The following is an 18,539-nucleotide window of genomic DNA, read 5'->3' on the forward strand; positions in this document are numbered from 1 at the left end:
AAGCCTATTTTTTATTACTACAGTTATGCGCGAGCTTGTAGTGCTTCGTTCTCAATACTGATTGGAACGACTTGGCTGATCATTTTCACCAGCATAATCGATCGAGCCTCACCGTCTTTCTGGTCGAAAATAGCTTCCACCCCAGCAAACTGGCCACTCTGAATCTTGACTACCTGCCCAGATTCAAACTCAACACAACAATCTTCCACTTCGTTACTGCAGCACTTCTCAAACTCTTTGAGCTCAAACACCAAGTCTCCTTGGACCTCGTGCGGCCGTGCACCGAACTTAATAAAGTCCACAACGCCACGTGTTGAACGAACGGTCGTGAAGCTAGGACCTTGCTCATAGTCGAAGCGAACAAAGATGTAAGACGGAAACAGCGGTTCTTTGACCTGCTTTTCTTTCCCTCTCACCACCTTTTCGACTTCTATTTGAGGGTAAAAGCACTCTACCCCCTGATTCTCTAAGTGCTGCTGAGCGCGTTTTTGATCACCACGCTTACAGTAAAGCAAATACCAACGTTTCATTTGACTAGCCATTTTATATTTTTAGATATTTTACCACATGCCTAAAACGGTTAAATCACCATTAATAAAATGAATCGTTGCTAACGAAAAATAATGCGTAGCAGACCAATTTATCAACAAAAAGTTATAGGTGTCGGAGTGGTTAAGCATTGTACAGGGATCATTTGGAGATAAAAAGGCTCATTGTTGTAAGCATATGTATGCCCCACCTAATGAGCACACCACTCCCTTTAAACTCAAAACGATACACCAGAGAAATGCATCTAAAGATTTTCATTCAACACAGCTTTAATAAAGGTTATTAACCAACCAGCTCAAATCTGGAAAATTAGTTTGCAGCACATCTAAAATGGGCAACATTAAAAGTAAATCCCTTTAATATCAACACCTTATACAGAACAAGTTGTCGTGACCATAAAATACGTCTATTGCAGACTTTTATCCCACTGTGTATACATGAATGACTATAAAATCTTTTAATACCTAAAATTAGTAAAACTTATGCCAAGCAACCACAACATCTTTGGCCACCCTAGAGGCCTATTTCTACTTTTTAGCACAGAGCTATGGGAACGTTTCTCTTACTATGCGATGCGTGCCATCCTTGTCTTATTTTTGACTGACACTACCCTCAACGGTGGACTGGGTTGGTCAACGAAAGACGCACTCGATCTCTACGGTATTTACACCGGTTTAGTCTACATCACACCATTAATTGGTGGCTGGATTGCCGATAACTACCTAGGTCAGCGTAAATCAATTTTGATTGGCGGTGTATTAATGGCTCTTGGCCAATTTACACTGGCTCTCCCTAACGGCTTCATCGGTTTAGACCAAGTGAACGCGCTGTACCTTGGTTTAGCACTGCTTATCAGCGGTAACGGTATGTTTAAGCCGAACATCTCAACCATGGTTGGTGATCTGTACCAAGAAGGCGATAACCGCCGTGACGGTGCTTTCACCATTTTCTACATGGGCATCAACTTAGGTGCACTGCTTGGTGGCTTAATTTCAGGTGCTGCTGTCGATTCATTCGGTTGGAAAGCAGGTTTCCTAGCCGCTGGTATTGGTATGGTTATTAGCTTGATCATGCAAGTGACAATGGCTCAGTCTTGGTTAGGCAACATCGGTTCTGTGCCTGCTGCTGCTCGAGCGAAAGCACTGAACAAATCTAAAGAAAAAGCGCCACTAACCAAAGAAGAGTTCGACAGACTAAAAGTGATTCTTATCATGGGTCTGTTCGTGATTGTTTTCTGGGCGGGCTTTGAACAAGCTGGCGGCCTAATGAACATCTACACTCAACAATATACTGACCGTATGATTGGTGGCTTTGAAGTTCCTGCTGCGTGGTTCCAATCTTTGAACCCATTCTTCATCATTACACTTGCTCCAATCATTGCGGCGTTCTGGGTGAAACTGGGTAAACGTGAACCCAACTCTCCTGTTAAGTTTGCAATGGCATTGTTCTTCTTAGCACTGGGCTTTGTGTGCATGATGGGCGCGGTAATGGAGCAAGGCGGCGACCTAACAGTGAAAACATCAATGCTATGGCTAGTCGGTGCTTTCTTCTTCCATACCCTTGGTGAGCTTTGTCTATCTCCTATTGGCCTGTCGTTGGTCACTAAGTTAGCTCCGCTTCGCCTAGCATCATTGATGATGGGTGCATGGTTTGGCTTCAATGCGGTGGCAAACTACGTGGCTGGCCTTGTGGGTTCTCACGTAGGTGAGCTTGGTGCTATGTCTATCTTCAGTGGTATTGCTATCACAGCAACGGTGAGTGGCATATTACTGCTGCTTTGTGCTGGTAAGCTTGTGTCATGGATGCACGGCGTAGAAACCAACATGACGCTTGAAGCAGAGCCAAAAGCTAAGCAAGCAACAGAAACATCTGCGGCTTAACTCTCACGCTGTTTCAACACCAAATATCCTGATCAAAAAGGGCTGCTCAATGAGCAGCCCTTTTGTTATTTGTATTATGCGCCTTAATGCTAACGATAGGTCGTAATCAAGGCTCAGCATCTGTTAGCGATACAGCGCCACTAACTCTCCCATCATATCGATGTGCGAGTCTCTGTCGTTCAGACACATAATGTAGCTAAAGTCCGAACCACCAGCGTCAATGAAAGTCTCTTTACACTGGTCTGAAATCTCTTCCAACGTTTCTAAACAGTCAACCGAAAAGGCAGGTGCCATGATATCGATCTTCTTGATACCTTTGCTTGGCAGTGATTCAAGTGTCTCGTCAGTGTATGGCTTCAACCACTCTTCTCGACCAAATCGCGATTGGTAGGTCATGGTGATGTCTTCTTCAGATAAACCTAGCTCTGCCGCAAGCAGCTTTGTTGTCGCTTCACAATGCTGAGGGTAGATATCGCCTTCATCAGCCAGTCGCTTCGGAATACCGTGGAAAGAACACACTAAATGATCGGCTCTGCCATTTTTATCCCAATGACTGCGAACGCTTTCAGCCAATGCTTTTGCATAGCTTGGGTGCGCGTAGTAGTCGCGAATAAAGCGATAGCTCGGGATAACTGGCATCTGCTTAAAGGCTTTGGTTAAACCATCAGAAACCGCCGCTGTGGTTGTGCCAGAGTACTGAGGATATAAAGGCAGTACGATGATGTCCTCAACGCCCTGCTCCATCAGCTGTTCAACACCTGTCTTTAGGCTTGGGTTGCCATAGGTCATACCCAGTGCAACAGGCATCTCTAGCTTCTTCTGGAGCTTTTCAGCTTGTCTTTGAGAGTACACAAGCAGTGGTGAGCCTTCATCCATCCAGACAGACTGATACAGCTTAGCAACTTTAGGCGAACGAATCGGTAAAATCACCCCATGTAATATAGGACACCAAAGCCAACGCGTTAGGTTTACAACTCGCTTGTCGTGTAAGAATTCACTCAAAAATCGACGAACGCCAGCTGGGGTCGCCGAATCTGGTGTTCCTAAGTTCACCAGTAAAACGCCCTGCTTTTTATTATTTTCCATAGATACCTGAGACCAATATGTGATTTTCTGGAAAGTAATATACTAATCTGCATAAGTTTAAGATCATTGCGCCCCAATGAAAGTCTGAATAATCATTCTTCATATGAGATACACAACATCCACTCTCAATTGCTAGCCACTGCCATCGGGTCTGAACCGTCCTGAATCATGTGCAATCAAATTATCTAGATTGGTATCGTACTAAAAATTGAAACAAAAAAAGCGACCCTTAAGGTCGCTTCCAATATATCAAATTCTAAAACTGGCTGTTAGCCAATTATGCTAGTGCTTTCTCAAGTTCTGCACTAACTTCAGCAACTTGCTTAGTACCGTCAAACTTAAGGTACTGAGTGTTACCTACTTCAGCTTCTTTACCGTAGTAAGAGATAAGCGGAGCTGTTTGATCGTGGTATACGCCTAGACGTGCACGAACTGTTTCTTCTTTGTCGTCATCACGTACAACTAGCTCTTCGCCAGTTACGTCATCTTTACCTTCTTCTTTAGGCGGGTTGTACACAGTGTGGTATGTACGGCCTGAAGGAAGGTGAGCACGACGACCAGCCATACGCTCAACAATCACATCGTCAGCTACGTCGAATTCAACAACGTAATCAACAGCGATGCCCATTTCTTTTAGGCCATCAGCTTGTGGGATTGTGCGTGGGAAACCGTCTAGTAGGAAACCTTTCTCACAGTCATCTTGAGCGATACGCTCTTTGATAAGACCAAGGATAATTTCATCAGAAACTAGCTGACCAGCGTCGATTACTGATTTTGCTTGCTTACCAAGCTCAGTACCCGCTTTGATAGCAGCACGTAGCATGTCACCAGTTGAAATTTGAGGGATACCAAATTTGTTCATGATGAAGTTAGCTTGAGTACCTTTACCCGCGCCAGGAGCACCTAGAAGAATGATGCGCATGTTTAATCCTCTTATAAAATTATGATTTATACCGAAGCTCACTATCCCTCCATTCTTGCTCATTTTTAGGATGAACAGAAAGCGTTAAGTAACCATTGAGGCTAAGCAAAACTGTGAACAGAAGCAAAACGGTAAGTTTCGGTATAACGTTTAAAAATCATACAACTGGAGATGGTCGCTTCACAGCCCCAGCTGATTAGGTCGAGCATTCTATCACATTAATATTCAATTTTGCTGAATTTACGACTAAAGAATGCATCGACAACATTTGTTGTGACGATAACGGTGACGTTGACCACGTTAGATTAATTTTCAACGACGTTCATAAAAAAAGCCCGCATTTGCGAGCTTTTTATTACAATTGTTGGCTTAACCTAAAGTCGAAAGACTAACGCTTTGTCAGTAGCTCGTTGATTGCACCCAAGAATTGTGACGGATCTTCCATTGAGCCCTTTTCAGCCAGCATCGCTTGACCAAGTAGCAACTCAACCCAACGGCCAAACGCTTGCTCATCAGCTTCATCAGCCATCTGTTTGACAAGTGCGTGCTCAGGGTTGATCTCAAAGATGTACTTAACTTCCGGTGCCGCTTGACCTGCAGCTTCAAGAAGCTTCGCCATTTGCGTGCCCATTTCGAAGTCGTCAGTCACAACAACAGCCGGCGTTGTTGCTAGCTTGAATGTTGTGCGAACTTCTTTAACACGACCACCAAGATAAGATTGAGTGCGCTCTACAACAGACTTGAACTCTTCTTCAGTCTCTTTCTGCTTCTCTTTCTCTTCTTCACCTTCAAACTTGCTTAGATCTAAGCCCGCTTTCGTGATCGATTGGAACTGTTTGCCATCAAAGTCAGTTAGGTAGTTCATTACGTACTCATCAATACGATCGTACATTAGAACCACTTCAATACCTTTTGCTTTGAACTGCTCCAAGTGTGGGCTGTTCTTAGCTGCAGCGTAGCTATCTGCTGTTAGGTAATAGATCTTATCTTGGCCTTCTTTCATGCGCTCAACGTAAGATTCTAGGCTGATAGTTTGTTCAGCAGAGTCCACTTCCGTTGATGAGAAACGAAGTAGACCCGCGATCTTCTCTTTGTTCGCCATGTCTTCAGCTGGGCCTTCTTTCATAACTAGGCCAAACTCTTTCCAGAATTCTAGGTACTTCTCGTTGTCATTTTTCGCCATGCGCTCAAGCATAGTCAGTACACGCTTAGTACATGCACCACGAAGAGACTGAGTCACCTTGTTATCTTGCAGGATTTCACGAGACACGTTCAGAGGCAGATCGTTTGAATCAATTAAGCCGCGAACGAAACGCATGTAAGATGGCATGAACTGCTCTGCGTCATCCATGATGAATACACGCTGCACGTAAAGTTTCAAGCCACTCTTGTGGTCACGGTTCATCATGTCCCAAGGTGCTTTCGCTGGGATGTAAAGCAAGCTTGTGTAGTCGTTCTTACCTTCAACCTTGTTGTGGCTCCACGTCAGTGGATCAGCAAAGTCGTGAGATACGTGCTTGTAGAACTCTTGATACTCTTCTTTCTCGATATCAGATTTGTTACGAGTCCAAAGCGCTTGCGCCTTGTTAATCTGTTCCCAATGCTTCTCTTCGGTGTCTTTACCTTCGTCATCTTTCACGGCTGTGAAGATAGAAACAGGGATACCGATGTGATCAGAGTACTTACCAATCACTTCACGCAGGCGCCATTCGTTTAAGAACTCTTTACCGTCTTCACGCATATGCAGAATGATGTCAGTACCGCGAGATTCTTTAGTGATGTCTTCGATGGTGTAATCGCCTTCGCCAGCAGAGTGCCATTGAACGGCTTCATTGTTTGCTAGGCCAGCCGCACGAGTGCGAACCGTTACCGCGTCAGCAACGATGAACGCAGAATAGAAACCCACACCAAATTGACCAATCAATTGAGAGTCTTTGCTTTGGTCTTCAGATAGCTTTGAGAAAAAGTCTGCAGTGCCTGACTTAGCAATTGTACCTAAATGCTCAATAACGTTGTCGCGGCTCATACCGATACCGTTATCAGAAATGGTTAACGTGTTTGCTTCAGCGTTGAATGAAAGTTTTACACCTAGATCTGCATCACCTTGGTAAAGGTCACCGTTCGATAGAGCTTGAAAACGAAGCTTATCAGCCGCGTCAGATGCGTTAGAGATCAGCTCACGTAGAAAGATTTCTTTATTTGAATACAGTGAGTGAATCATTAGATGAAGTAGTTGTTTTACTTCAGATTGAAAGCCACGAGTCTCTTTATTTTGCGTTGCCGTTTCGCTCATTTTTACTCCAAAACATCTATACTTTATGTTGAATAATCATAGGGGCGTAACACTTGATGCCACTCTTCTGTTCATTAACATGAGGATGACAAATGTAAATTCAAGGTCAAAAATCATAAAAACACTGTTTTTTTGATCTGTTTTTATTATCCTTGAGTCTGATAAATATAAAAGAACATAAAAGAAGCCATGATTTGGTGAAGAATTAACGGAACTTCACCTGAGATTTGTCTATTTCGCACCCAAAACAATCAAAAATAGAAGAATTCAATGAGCAATATCGGCACAAAGTTTATTCTCGCACAGCGGTTCGTATTCGACCCAAACAGCAATTCACTTGTTGATCAAATGAGCGACGGTGAAGTCGTACGTCTTGGTAGCAATGAAAGCCGCATTCTCCTGATGCTGTCAGAAAGACCCAATGAAGTTATCACTCGCAATGAATTGCATGAGTATGTTTGGCGAGACCAAGGCTTTGAGGTGGATGACTCAAGCTTAACGCAAGCCGTATCGACTCTGAGAAAGATGCTCAAAGACTCGACTAAATCTCCTGAATTCGTAAAAACAGTACCTAAGCGCGGTTACCAATTTATTGCGACCGTTGAGCGCTCTGCTCCACTGTCATCAAATGATCAGCCAGTAGCCGCTGAAATTGCAGAAAATGACGTTGAGCCTATCCTAACGTTTACAACACCTGCTGCGACTGAAGATGCGATCACGGAATCGGTTGAACCTGAGCCAATTGCAAGAGTTCAAGAGACCAAGGTGGCTGTAGAACCAGCAACCGCTCCTGTTGTGGCTCCGACTAAAAGCACCAATAAATGGCTAACATTTTGGTTGCTGCTTGCCGCTTTCATCATGCCGATTCTCGTTTTAACGTTTACCAACCCGGCAGAGTCCGAGTTCAAAACATTAGCTGAAGTCGATGGCGTAAAGGTTCAATCACCGGTTAACCACCCAGACCTCAGCAGTTGGCTGCCAGCGATAGAGAAGTGTGTATTACGTTACAACACGAATCACACTGGCATGCTAAAGCCGACTGAAGTGATTGCGACAGGTGGACAAACCAATAACCTAGCCCTCAACTACATTCACCCGCAAGATTACTCGAGCGAAAATGTAACCCTAAGAATTTACGCAAATCAGTCGGATCTAAACGACATTTGTAACGGTGGTCAGTAACATGAAATTAAAAGTATCGATTATTTTACTGGTTCTATCTGCATTCTTGAGTGGTTGGTTATATTGGGGCAGCGATGCAAAAGTAGAGCGCTTGCTCACTCAGCATGAGTGGCAGTCGAAAATGGTGACGCTGATTAGCGATAACAAGCAAGCTGACTCAATCGGCCCGCTTCGTAGAGTTGAACTATCATCGAATGCGAAATACCTACCAAATGGTACATATTTAAGAATGTCAGTGGTTAGACTTTACGGTAATCAAACTGAGCCTGCGAATGTCATCAACATCTCTGAAACGGGTCAGTGGGATATTAACGATAACTACTTACTGGTTTCGCCAACGGAGTTTAAAGATGTGACTTCGGCTCAGCGCCAAGACTTTTCAGAAGAACAGCTAGAGCTGATCACTCAAGTCATTAAGATGGACGCAGAGCAAAGCCGCCGCATAGACATCGTTAACCCGAAGGCACTGCTACTGACTAGCTTAAATCATGGCTCTACCGTATTGTTTTCAAACTAAGATTGGACCGCTATTTACTGTTTATGAATAGCTGAATACCATGACACGGAAAACCAATAGAAAAAGGGGCATGAAGCCCCTTTTTTGTTAGCCGTTGGTATCAAATTACGGATGTAGCATTTTAAGGATTAACCATGAAGACGGAACAACCCAACCTGGCGCCAGCGAAAGAAACAGCAGCAAAAGCCACAATCGCCATACACTATTGCCGTCAATGCAATTGGATGCTTCGCTCTAGTTGGTTATGCCAAGAGCTACTGCATACCTTCAGCGAAGAAATTGAACAAGTGAGCTTACACCCAGACACAGGAGGCAGGTTTGAAATCTTTTGTAATGGTGTGCAGATTTGGGAAAGAAAAGCAGATGACGGCTTTCCAGAAGCTAAGATTCTGAAGCAAAGAGTGCGAAACATCATTGCTCCAGACAGAGATCTCGGCCACGTGGACTCAAAATAAGCCCTTTCACGGCCGATCCAATGATTTAAAGCTGGCCACTCACGAGAACATCACCTTCAAGGCTAATGACTTTGAAGGTATTGTTTTCATAGATGCCATAGCTCGCTGCGTGTCCCTCTCGTGGGAATGTCACCGAGCTAGGATTAAAGATAAAGATGTCATCTTGGTATTCGGCGACAGGAATATGGGTATGACCGTGTGCAATGATATCGCCCGCCTTCAGCGCAGGGCGTTTATTGGTGTTGTACAAATGGCCATGCGTTAGGAAGATACGTTGACCTGATTCTAATAGCACCCACGAGTAATCCATCATCATTGGAAAAGACAACAACATCTGATCCACTTCGCTATCGCAGTTACCACGAACGGCAATGATCTCTTGAGAAAACGCATTCAACTTATCTGCAACCGCCGGCGGGTTGTATCCTTCTGGAATCGGATTTCTTGGTCCATGATTCAGAATGTCACCCAATAGAACTAAATATTGCGCACCAGACGCTTGGTAGAGTTCTAATACCTTTTCTGTTGCTGGCAGCGAACCGTGTAGGTCTGAAGCAAAAAATAATTTCACACGTACTTCTCCATAAAATTTATGAGCCTATTGTACGTATCTAAGTGCTACACGTCATCTCTCGCCATACCGTTGATCACGATATTATTGTAACTAACCATACCGACTATCTTGTTATCACTAACTACTGGCGCACGACTGATACCAAAGCGTTCAAACAGGCGAGCGCAATACTTTACGTTCATCTCAGCAGACACGCTTAGCGCTGGCTTAGTCATGATCTCATAAACATTAGTTCGCTTCGGAGAGCGGTTCTTAGCCAGTACTTTCTTGGCGATGTCATTCATCAATACGATGCCGTATTCGTCATCTTCGTGGCGCTTATCGACAATTATTGCTTTCACTTTGTGCTTCTTAGCCATCTCTATCGCTTCTAACACTGTGGTTAGCCCATCGATAATCACGTACGTATTGGCCATGACATCACCTACTCGGATTTTTTCACTGGTACTCATAACTCATCCTCCACAACCTTAGTTAATGTCTCGACTTGATGCGCTACCCCGACTGCATCTTCGATATCGATCTGCACCGCTATACCTTGTCCTGACTCTTGGTCAAACTCACCGACTTCGCCAATAGTTTCGAGAATATGCCGAGCTAAGTGTTCCTCAACCACAAACAGCAACACATCTTTTTGCACCTCTAACGTTAAGCCAAAGAAGGTGGTTTTTTGGTTTAAGCCTTGCCCTCTGGCGTTGTTAATCACCGTTGCTCCAGTCGCGCCTGCATCACGCGCGGCATCGAGCACAGTATCGGTCTTGCTCTCTTCTACAAACGCTAAGATAAGTTTAAAGCGCATCTTTGCTCTCCTTAGAGGTGTGTAAACGGTTTAACCATTGTGTTATTTGGGCATAGCCCATCACTGAAATGATGGGAAATAAACTGGCAAAGGCGATCAATCCAAAGCCATCAATGACAGGGTTTCGTCCTGGTACGGTTGAAGCAAGCCCAAGCCCGAGCGCTGTCACCAAAGGGACTGTCACAGTTGATGTGGTTACACCGCCCGAGTCGTAGGCCAATGGAATAATGAGTTTGGGGGCGTAAAAGGTTTGAATGACCACGACGACATAACCAAAAATGATGTAATAATGGATCGGGTCACCCGCAACGATACGGTAGCTACCCAGTGAGATACCAATAGCAACGCCCAATGCCACGGCGATCCTCAACCCATTGACGCTGATACTGCCACCGGAAACTTGATTTGCCTTAATCGCTACAGCAATCAAAGAGGGCTCGGCTATCGTGGTGCTGAAACCAATACAAAACGCGAAAAGATAGACCCAGTAATAATCAAACCAAACTAAAGCAAGACCAGAACTGATCTTAAACTCAGTCAAAAAGCTTGGCTCGGTAAGTTGCATTGCCATCGTCTCCCCCAAAGGAAACAACGCGAGTTCCAACCCCATCAAGAATAGAGATAAACCTAGGATGACGTAGAAGAAACCGATGAGCACTTTGGCTAGGTTATTGACAGGCTTTCGTAATACCGCCAACTGAAAACCGAAGATGATGACCGCAATCGGGAGCACATCCATTACAGTGCCGAGAAAGGTGTCGATAAATTGTTGAGCACTGATCATGTCACCACCATCCCGTACACCATGACAAACATCATCGGCAGCAACGAAGCAAACGCGATCAACCCAAAACCATCTATCATCGGATTACGCCCTTTAATTGCCGAGGCTAAACCCACCCCTAACGCAGTTACTAATGGGACGGTGATCGTCGATGTCGTTACTCCACCAGAGTCATACGCAATTCCAATGATGTTTTCCGGAGCAAATGCAGTGAGCACCACCACTCCAATATATCCACCGATGATCATGTACTGGATTGGCCAACCTTTTAAGATTCTCAGCACACCGAGTAAAATAGCGATACCGACTGACAGTGCCACAGTAAAGCGCAGGCCATCGGCATACTGCTCCATTTCATCTAACGTATTGGGGATTACACCTCCCTCAGCTGCCACTTCTGCGGCTTCGGCAGCGACTGCGGTTAACGCTGGCTCGGCTATGGTGGTACCAAAACCCAAACAAAAAGCGAAGATCAATAACCAGAACACACTCCCCTTTCTAGCAAATGCTTGAGCCATCGATTCGCCAATCGGAAACAGCCCCATTTCAAGGCCAAAGATAAAGAAAGTGAGTCCAAAAACGACGAGCACTAAGCCAGTCAGAATAGATAAAAGATGAGGAAGTGGCTCTTGTAAGACAGCAAGCTGGAAGAAAGCGATTACCGCCACGATTGGCAATAGATCCCTCATGCTACCTAACATGGACCGAAACAAAGCAAGCACCGCCGTCATCGCAATTCCTTGTCGTTGGTTATGAATTAATAATAATCATGGCAAATCCTTATCATTGCTTATGTGACAAATATTACGCAGTTGGTAACATATCCGAGTAAAGTGCATAAGTGTGATAACGGTACACATCCTGACTTGATGAATTTAATTTCACTCCTTTGTAAATTGAAAAAGGCGTAATTTGGGCATCACACGATTGAAACCTTATGATCGTTATAGTGATTTTTTCGTATTGATTGGCGACTAAAAACGAGCCATGTCTATAATTATGTTTAATAGGGAGATTGGTATGAAGATATTGTTAACGGGTGGTACTGGATTTATTGGCTCTGAATTGGTCAAGAGTTGGAACACTGACGACGTGACATTGCTGACGCGGAGTCCTGAAAATGCGAAGCAAAACCTAAATCACCTCAACCAGAACAACCTTCATTACATTCAATCCCTTGATGAGCTCAGTGATCTCAATGACTTTGATGTGGTGGTCAACCTCGCGGGTGAACCGATTGCCGATAAGCGTTGGAGTACAGAGCAAAAAGAGAGGATCTGTAACAGTCGCTGGCACATCACTGAAAAGCTGGTCGAACTAATTCATGCCAGTAGCAACCCGCCACACGCTTTTATTAGCGGTTCAGCCGTCGGCTACTATGGCGATCAACAGCAGCACCCGTTTGACGAGTCACTGCAAGTAGAAGATGAAAGCTTTCCTCATAAAGTCTGTGCCCACTGGGAAGAGATAGCCAAGAGAGCACAATCAGAAAGTACACGCGTGATACTACTGCGAACAGGGGTTGTACTCGGCGAGAATGGCGGCGCACTCAAGAAGATGTTATTGCCCTATAAACTCGGCGTCGGTGGTCCACTAGGTTCAGGTGAGCAGTACATGCCATGGATTCACATTCTCGATATGGTGAGAGCCATCAACCACTTGTTGTCTATCCCTCACGCTCAAGGGGAATTCAATATGTGTGCCCCTCACCCTGTGACCAACAAACTGTTCAGCAGCACGTTAGCGAAACAATTAGGCCGACCGCATTTCTTATTCACGCCGAAATGGGCAATGTCGATTCTAATGGGGGAATCATCTTGCTTGCTATTTGACAGCATTCGCTCCAAGCCGAAGAAACTAACTGAGATGGGATTCATCTTTAGTTACTCAAGAATCGAGCCAGCACTAAAAAACTTGTTACAACATCAAGACTAATTCTTTACCCTAGAGCGATAGAGACTCTAATAAAGGATTAAGTGTGAACAAGTCGATTCTTATTACCGGTTGCTCAACAGGTATTGGCTATACATGTGCTCATGCACTTCAAAAGCGTGGTTTTCATGTCATTGCATCTTGTCGTGATCCACAAGATGTTCAACGCCTTCAAGATGAAGGCCTCACCTGTATTCAATTAGATCTTTCCAACCAAGAAAGTATTGAGCATGGCGCCAAGCTTGCTATTGATCTCGCACCTAATGGATTGTATGGATTATTCAATAACGGTGCTTATGGTCAAGCAGGTGCGCTAGAAGACTTACCGACCCAAGGGCTCAGAGAACAATTCGAAACCAACTTCTTTGGTTGGCATCATCTCGTCTGTCAGATCCTTCCGCACATGCGCGAGCGTGGCGAAGGTCGAATCGTACAAAACAGTTCCGTATTAGGTTTTGCAGCCATGAAGTATCGTGGTGCTTATAATGCTTCTAAATTCGCGATTGAGGGTTGGACAGATACCTTACGATTAGAACTGCATGGCAGTGGTATACAGATCTCATTACTGCAACCTGGGCCAATTGAGACTCAATTTAGAACCAATGCGCTGAAAGCGTTCAATAAATGGATCAACATTTCTGGCAGCGCTCACCAAGACGCTTACCAACAACAAAAAGATCGACTCGAAAAAGAATCATCGAATAACGCTTTTGTTCTACCTCCAGAAAGTTGTATTGAACCAGTATTCCATGCTCTCACCTCCGACAAACCCAAGCTAAGATACCGAGTTACGACCCCGACTAAAGTGTTCGCGGTATTGAAAAGGATCCTACCGAGTCGCTTGCTAGACCCTATTTTGAGAAAAGCTGCATAAATTACTAACTTTGAATGCAGAGTCGCAAACTTTAATGTAACGATGTAATTTTTCCGTAACAATAAGATGTCATGATTATCCTATCCCATCAATTATTCCCAATTGATGGTTCTACTCTGGAAATCTCATGACTTTAAACCGCCTTAATTGGGTAGGTGTGGGTCTGGCTATTACGTTGTTTATTCTGTTTTGAATATCTCACGCAACGCCTCACTGACTACCTCGATGATAACGCTATGCCTTCCATGTTGAGATAACAACTCTATCAACATCGAAGCATAGCGTTTTTCTATTTTTGGTTATTTTTATCCGAGATAACCGAGTTAGATCTTGAAGTTACCGACTAATCCCCCCATATTTGCAACGTATCCACAAAACAAACCTCAAGGAACGTAAATGCAATCTCCGCATATTGTTGAACTTAATGAGCAGAACTTTCGTCAAGTATTAGAAGGTTCGATGCAGACCCCTGTACTCATCCATTTTTGGGCACCAATGAGCCAAGAGAGCGCCCAAGTCATTCCTCAACTGCAAACTTTAACTCAGCAATACAACGGTGCCTTCACCTTAGCCCTGCTCAATTGCGAACAAGAGCAAGCTATTGCTAGCCAGTTTGGTGTTCAAGCACTGCCTACTATTGCACTGTTTGTTAACGGTCAGCCAGTCGATGGACTCGGTGGCCCTCAAAGCATAGAAGCGATTGTCGATATGCTAAGCAAGCACCTTCCTAGCCAAGATGAACTGGCTTTACGCCAAGCGCTTGAGCAAATGCAAGCTGGCGAGCACACACAAGCACTAGCAGCAATGCAGCAACTTCCAGCAGAGCTGACGAATAAAGGTGAAGTAAAACTGGCGATCGCAGAGTGTTTGTTAGAAACGCAACAATTTGACCTTGCTGAAACTCAGCTAGCAACTATCCCTCTTGAGTACCAAGACAACTACTACAAAGGCTTAGTTGCAAAGCTTGAACTTCATAAACAAGCAGCAGACAGCCCTGAAATACAAGCATTAGAAGCCGCTCTTCAGCAAAATCCGAGCGACGCTAAAACAGCATCTGAATTAGCATTGCAATATCACCAAGTGAACCGCAGTGAAGAAGCTATGGATCTATTATGGTCTTTCCTAGCCAAAGATCTTAATGCTCTCGATGGTGACATGAAGAAAGAGTTCATGGACATTTTGAGTGCGCTTGGACAAGGTAACCCAGTTGCCAGTAAGTACCGTCGACAACTGTACTCTCTGCTTTACTAGTTAAACCTAAAAAGCGGTAGATTAAACATCGAAAATTGACAATTTAATCAATTAGTTTATCGAATAACAGAATATAAAATGGGCCATAAAATCAATATTTTATGGCCCATTTCTCGTTTATAAATTTGCTCAGAATTTAAATATGAGCCAGTATCAATACTGAACTATCAAAAACTTAAACTTGCAAAGGATTTTGTATGCCTATTGATACCTTGATTACTATCGGCGTCTTTACTGCCGTCGCACTGTTATTTATCTTCGCTGGCGTAAAAACCGTCCCACAAGGCAACAACTGGACCGTTGAACGCTTCGGGCGATACACACACACCCTTAAACCAGGTCTTAACTTAATCATTCCATTTATTGATAAAGTTGGACAGCGCATCAGCATGATGGAGCGTGTTCTCGACATCCCAGCACAAGAGGTCATCTCTAAAGACAACGCCAATGTAGTTATCGATGCGGTGTGTTTTGTTCAAGTTATCGACGCGCCTAAAGCAGCTTATGAAGTTAATGACCTTGAACATGCGATCCGTAACTTAACCCTCACCAATATCCGTACTGTACTTGGCTCGATGGAACTGGATGAGATGCTCAGCCAGCGCGACATGATCAATACCAAGCTACTGAACATCGTTGATGAAGCGACAAACCCTTGGGGCGTAAAAGTCACCCGTATCGAAATTAAAGACGTACAGCCACCAGCAGACCTTACTGCTGCGATGAATGCCCAGATGAAAGCCGAGCGTAATAAACGTGCTGACATCCTAGAGGCAGAAGGTGTACGACAAGCTGAGATCTTGAAAGCAGAAGGTCACAAGCAATCAGAGATCCTGAAAGCAGAAGGTGAAAAGCAAGCGGCAATATTGCAAGCAGAAGCCCGTGAGCGTGCCGCAGAAGCAGAAGCTAAAGCGACAGAAATGGTATCAACGGCGATTGCTCAAGGTGACATGCAAGCGGTCAATTACTTTATTGCACAAGGTTACACCGACGCATTGAAATCTATAGGCCAAGCTGAAAACGGCAAGATCATCATGCTACCACTCGAAGCAACTGGCCTTATGGGTTCTGTCGCAGGTATCGCGGAGATGTTTGCACATAAGAATGACAAAGGTAGTAAGGACTAACTTATGGTCGAATTACTAGAACAAGTAAACCACTGGCATTGGTTAGCGTTTGGTCTAGCATTGTTAGCGCTTGAGCTAATTGGAACCGCTGGTTACTTTTTGTGGATAGGCATATCTGCCATGTTGGTCGGTGCCCTATTAGGCGCACTACCAATCGGTTGGCAGATGCAATGGCTGTCCTTTGCAAGCTTCTCTCTGATTACCACTTGGTTGTGGTGGAGAAGACAACTGTCTAATGACAAGCAGTCAGATGCAGGGCGAGAGTTAAACCAAAGAGAAAAACAACTAGTAGGTCAAACCGTTATTTTAAGTGAAGACATAAAGAAAGGTGGCTGTCGAATTAAGTTCGGTGACTCTTCTTGGTCAGCAAAGGCCAGTCAAGATATTCCATCTGGAACCGAAATTAAGATTGTCGCTTTAGACGGAATCGTTCTAATAATAGAACCTTTATAAACAAGAGCTATATGAAACCTGCATTTTCAATAAATGCAGGCTTTTTCTATTTTTGAACCTTAATAATATTCGAATTATCATTGCGATAGATTGAATTGAAAAAAAAATAAGTTCTTATTTCGTAAAGCTAAAAAGTTTGATTGAGCTAAAAAGGTATAAGAAAGCCAGATTTCTTACCCAAGATATATATGAATAGTTAACCTTACTCTCGCTTATTTATAATTATTAAAAATGTTAAGTCCGTCCAATTTTTGAAATTTTCCTTTCCTTGTCCATACTTTCATTTATCTCAATCAGAGATAAACCTAATGGAGTTTTTATGAGACATTTTTTGATAATTCTAACCGCAATTTTCAGCTTATCATTCGGAAGCGCTCTCGCGAGCAGTCAGTCTCCTGGTAACGGAAACATGGGCCCGATTGTTAAGTGTTCAGATGGTAACGCAGTCACTCATGTACCACTGTTGATCTGCAAACATTACGGCGGAAAGGTGCTGTGATAGGTGATTAAAGTCAGGCTAGTAATGTAATTGCTGCCTGACGATTATTTAGAACTGGAATAACCTAACTGCGGCCAGATAGATTATTCAAGATAGGGCATTCCGTTGAAGTATCTCCAGGGCAATCATGTACCCAAGATTGTAGCTGAGCCTTCATCTTGTTTAACTCCGCAAGCTTCAACTCTATTTCATCTAACTTCTGAGTGGCCTTCTTCTTTACTTCGTAGCTTTCTCTGTTTGGATTCATTGCCAACTCGACAAGTGACTTACACTCTTCGAGAGTGAAACCAACCATTTTAGCTCTCAATACGAACTCTAACTGTTCTATATGAATCTCGCCATATTGCCTGTAACCATTTTCTGATCGGTGCGGTGGACTCATCATGCCTTTACTTTCGTAAAAACGAATAGATTTCGCTGTTGTACCAACACGTTTCGCTACTTCACCAATATTCACAATCTTACCTGTAAGCCTAAAATGAAAAACCGCAGTACTGTTGTTATACAATACTGCGGTTGAAAAACATAGCTAGAGACTTACGTTAGAAGCCTACTCTTGCTCTAACAGCCAAATCATAGTTTGAGATTTTTCTTCACTGTCTAGCTTATTAAACCAATATGAAACCATTTCGATCTCTTTTGAGCCTTCTAGTGATGCTGGCGTCGCGTTCTTACGGTTTTGGAATGCCCAATCCGTCACAGCAGATTGCTCTTCTTTTGTCGCTTGTCCATACCAGTAATTAACCATCTCTTGAGCTTGAGACGCTTTTGGTTCTTCAGTAACTACAGCCGCAACAGGTACCGCAACCGGAGCAACAGCGATAGCCGTATGATTATTTGCACCATTATAAATTGTGTCGATATACGCTTTCGGCACAATGAAAGTTGTACTCATAACTGAGTTTTGCCCATCAAGCGTAAACTCTAAGTTCTTTTCTCTTGCTTGCTGTATATCAGCGTCGCTTAATGGGAATTTAATATATTGAGTCTTTGTACAATGTTCGCTGCAACTTTCTCTTGGAACTTGTCTCTCTTCTAGCTCTAATGTCTTACCAAAAAAGCTAACGGTTTCGTACTCTTTATAGCTCTGGAAGTAACTCACATCCATAGTGATTGAAGATTCTGGAGCTGAGTTCTGTGTTACTTCTTTATTATATGTAAAATAAAGTGACGATTTCAGGATGTCAGCCCCGACATTCGCTTTGTTTTCCGCTACATAAGATTGTCCAGTAACTTGAATGTAACCACCTTTAGGCTGCACATCCGCCACTGAGTCTACAAAATTACTTTTTGAATCGAGTGAACTACAAGCTCCCAAAAATAATGATAATACAACTACACTAACTTTATTCATTATGACTA

At 43.7% G+C, this 18,539-nt stretch carries 20 protein-coding genes; 9 read left to right on the forward strand and 11 right to left on the reverse strand.

Annotation, left to right across the window (positions count from 1 at the left end):
* Positions 1–23: 23 nt before the first annotated feature.
* Positions 24–530 (reverse strand): transcription/translation regulatory transformer protein RfaH, encoded by a 507-nt coding sequence (gene rfaH, locus MSG35_RS14380; RefSeq protein WP_248384387.1) that lies wholly within the window; start codon positions 528–530, stop codon positions 24–26.
* A gap of 501 nt (positions 531–1,031) precedes the next feature.
* Between rfaH and MSG35_RS14385 the strand changes: the two genes are divergently transcribed.
* Positions 1,032–2,429 (forward strand): peptide MFS transporter, encoded by a 1,398-nt coding sequence (locus MSG35_RS14385; protein WP_017062198.1) that lies wholly within the window; start codon positions 1,032–1,034, stop codon positions 2,427–2,429.
* 123 nt (positions 2,430–2,552) lie between these two features.
* Here MSG35_RS14385 and hemH read toward each other — a convergent pair whose 3' ends face one another.
* The 3 genes from hemH to htpG form a co-directional block, all read right to left on the reverse strand.
* Positions 2,553–3,515, reverse strand: a complete 963-nt coding sequence (hemH, locus tag MSG35_RS14390) for a ferrochelatase (RefSeq protein WP_086970635.1) — start codon at positions 3,513–3,515, stop codon at positions 2,553–2,555.
* 277 nt (positions 3,516–3,792) lie between these two features.
* Entirely contained in the window at positions 3,793–4,437 is a 645-nt protein-coding gene (adk, locus tag MSG35_RS14395) for an adenylate kinase (protein WP_017629608.1), read from the reverse strand.
* Between the two features lie 388 nt (positions 4,438–4,825).
* Positions 4,826–6,730 (reverse strand): molecular chaperone HtpG, encoded by a 1,905-nt coding sequence (gene htpG, locus MSG35_RS14400; RefSeq protein WP_086970636.1) that lies wholly within the window; start codon positions 6,728–6,730, stop codon positions 4,826–4,828.
* Between the two features lie 270 nt (positions 6,731–7,000).
* Between htpG and MSG35_RS14405 the strand changes: the two genes are divergently transcribed.
* The 3 genes from MSG35_RS14405 to MSG35_RS14415 all read left to right on the forward strand — a co-directional run bounded on the left by MSG35_RS14405 (position 7,001) and on the right by MSG35_RS14415 (position 8,884).
* On the forward strand, positions 7,001–7,912 hold the full coding sequence (locus MSG35_RS14405; protein WP_086970638.1) for a transcriptional regulator: 912 nt from the start codon (positions 7,001–7,003) through the stop codon (positions 7,910–7,912).
* A gap of 1 nt (position 7,913) precedes the next feature.
* Positions 7,914–8,429 carry a regulatory protein ToxS gene (locus MSG35_RS14410; RefSeq protein ID WP_017066005.1) on the forward strand — a complete coding sequence of 172 codons (516 nt, stop codon included), beginning with the start codon at positions 7,914–7,916 and terminating at the stop codon, positions 8,427–8,429.
* Positions 8,430–8,563: 134 nt separating this feature from the next.
* Positions 8,564–8,884, forward strand: coding sequence for a SelT/SelW/SelH family protein (locus MSG35_RS14415; protein WP_048617826.1), 321 nt, complete (start codon positions 8,564–8,566; stop codon positions 8,882–8,884).
* A 25-nt stretch (positions 8,885–8,909) separates the two neighbouring features.
* On the opposite strand, the gene yfcE is transcribed toward MSG35_RS14415, so the two are convergent.
* From yfcE to MSG35_RS14440, 5 genes are read right to left on the reverse strand one after another with little or no spacing between them, the layout of a single operon-like run.
* Positions 8,910–9,455 (reverse strand): phosphodiesterase, encoded by a 546-nt coding sequence (gene yfcE / locus MSG35_RS14420; protein ID WP_017068995.1) that lies wholly within the window; start codon positions 9,453–9,455, stop codon positions 8,910–8,912.
* A gap of 47 nt (positions 9,456–9,502) precedes the next feature.
* The gene (locus MSG35_RS14425) at positions 9,503–9,910 is read right to left on the reverse strand and encodes a CBS domain-containing protein (protein ID WP_059019918.1); all 408 of its coding nucleotides are present in this window, start codon (positions 9,908–9,910) and stop codon (positions 9,503–9,505) included.
* Positions 9,907–10,257, reverse strand: coding sequence for a P-II family nitrogen regulator (locus MSG35_RS14430; RefSeq protein WP_017062207.1), 351 nt, complete (start codon positions 10,255–10,257; stop codon positions 9,907–9,909). Before MSG35_RS14430 ends, MSG35_RS14425 begins: the two co-directional genes overlap by 4 nt.
* Positions 10,247–11,041 (reverse strand): DUF1538 domain-containing protein, encoded by a 795-nt coding sequence (locus MSG35_RS14435; RefSeq protein ID WP_248384388.1) that lies wholly within the window; start codon positions 11,039–11,041, stop codon positions 10,247–10,249. Before MSG35_RS14435 ends, MSG35_RS14430 begins: the two co-directional genes overlap by 11 nt.
* Positions 11,038–11,772: a DUF1538 domain-containing protein gene (locus tag MSG35_RS14440; RefSeq protein ID WP_081230915.1), complete on the reverse strand. Its 735-nt coding sequence runs from the start codon at positions 11,770–11,772 to the stop codon at positions 11,038–11,040. Before MSG35_RS14440 ends, MSG35_RS14435 begins: the two co-directional genes overlap by 4 nt.
* Before the next feature lie 289 nt (positions 11,773–12,061).
* On the opposite strand from MSG35_RS14440, the gene MSG35_RS14445 reads away from it, so the two are divergent.
* The 5 genes from MSG35_RS14445 (at position 12,062) to MSG35_RS14465 (ending at position 16,678) form a co-directional block, all read left to right on the forward strand.
* Positions 12,062–12,976, forward strand: coding sequence for a TIGR01777 family oxidoreductase (locus MSG35_RS14445; RefSeq protein ID WP_048606498.1), 915 nt, complete (start codon positions 12,062–12,064; stop codon positions 12,974–12,976).
* 43 nt (positions 12,977–13,019) lie between these two features.
* On the forward strand, positions 13,020–13,847 hold the full coding sequence (locus MSG35_RS14450; protein ID WP_248384390.1) for an SDR family oxidoreductase: 828 nt from the start codon (positions 13,020–13,022) through the stop codon (positions 13,845–13,847).
* 396 nt (positions 13,848–14,243) lie between these two features.
* Positions 14,244–15,098, forward strand: a complete 855-nt coding sequence (locus MSG35_RS14455; protein WP_248384391.1) for a co-chaperone YbbN — start codon at positions 14,244–14,246, stop codon at positions 15,096–15,098.
* A 197-nt stretch (positions 15,099–15,295) separates the two neighbouring features.
* Positions 15,296–16,225 (forward strand): SPFH domain-containing protein, encoded by a 930-nt coding sequence (locus MSG35_RS14460; RefSeq protein WP_017063395.1) that lies wholly within the window; start codon positions 15,296–15,298, stop codon positions 16,223–16,225.
* A 3-nt stretch (positions 16,226–16,228) separates the two neighbouring features.
* Entirely contained in the window at positions 16,229–16,678 is a 450-nt protein-coding gene (locus tag MSG35_RS14465; protein WP_248384393.1) for an NfeD family protein, read from the forward strand.
* 563 nt (positions 16,679–17,241) lie between these two features.
* Here the strand turns inward: MSG35_RS14465 and cueR are convergent.
* Entirely contained in the window at positions 17,242–17,634 is a 393-nt protein-coding gene (cueR, locus tag MSG35_RS14470) for a Cu(I)-responsive transcriptional regulator (protein WP_048606508.1), read from the reverse strand.
* A gap of 93 nt (positions 17,635–17,727) precedes the next feature.
* Positions 17,728–18,531, reverse strand: coding sequence for a DUF2057 family protein (locus tag MSG35_RS14475; protein WP_248384394.1), 804 nt, complete (start codon positions 18,529–18,531; stop codon positions 17,728–17,730).
* Positions 18,532–18,539 lie beyond the last annotated feature (8 nt).

The organism is Vibrio sp. 1CM23M (assembly GCF_023161755.1).
Lineage (GTDB): Bacteria > Pseudomonadota > Gammaproteobacteria > Enterobacterales > Vibrionaceae > Vibrio > Vibrio coralliirubri.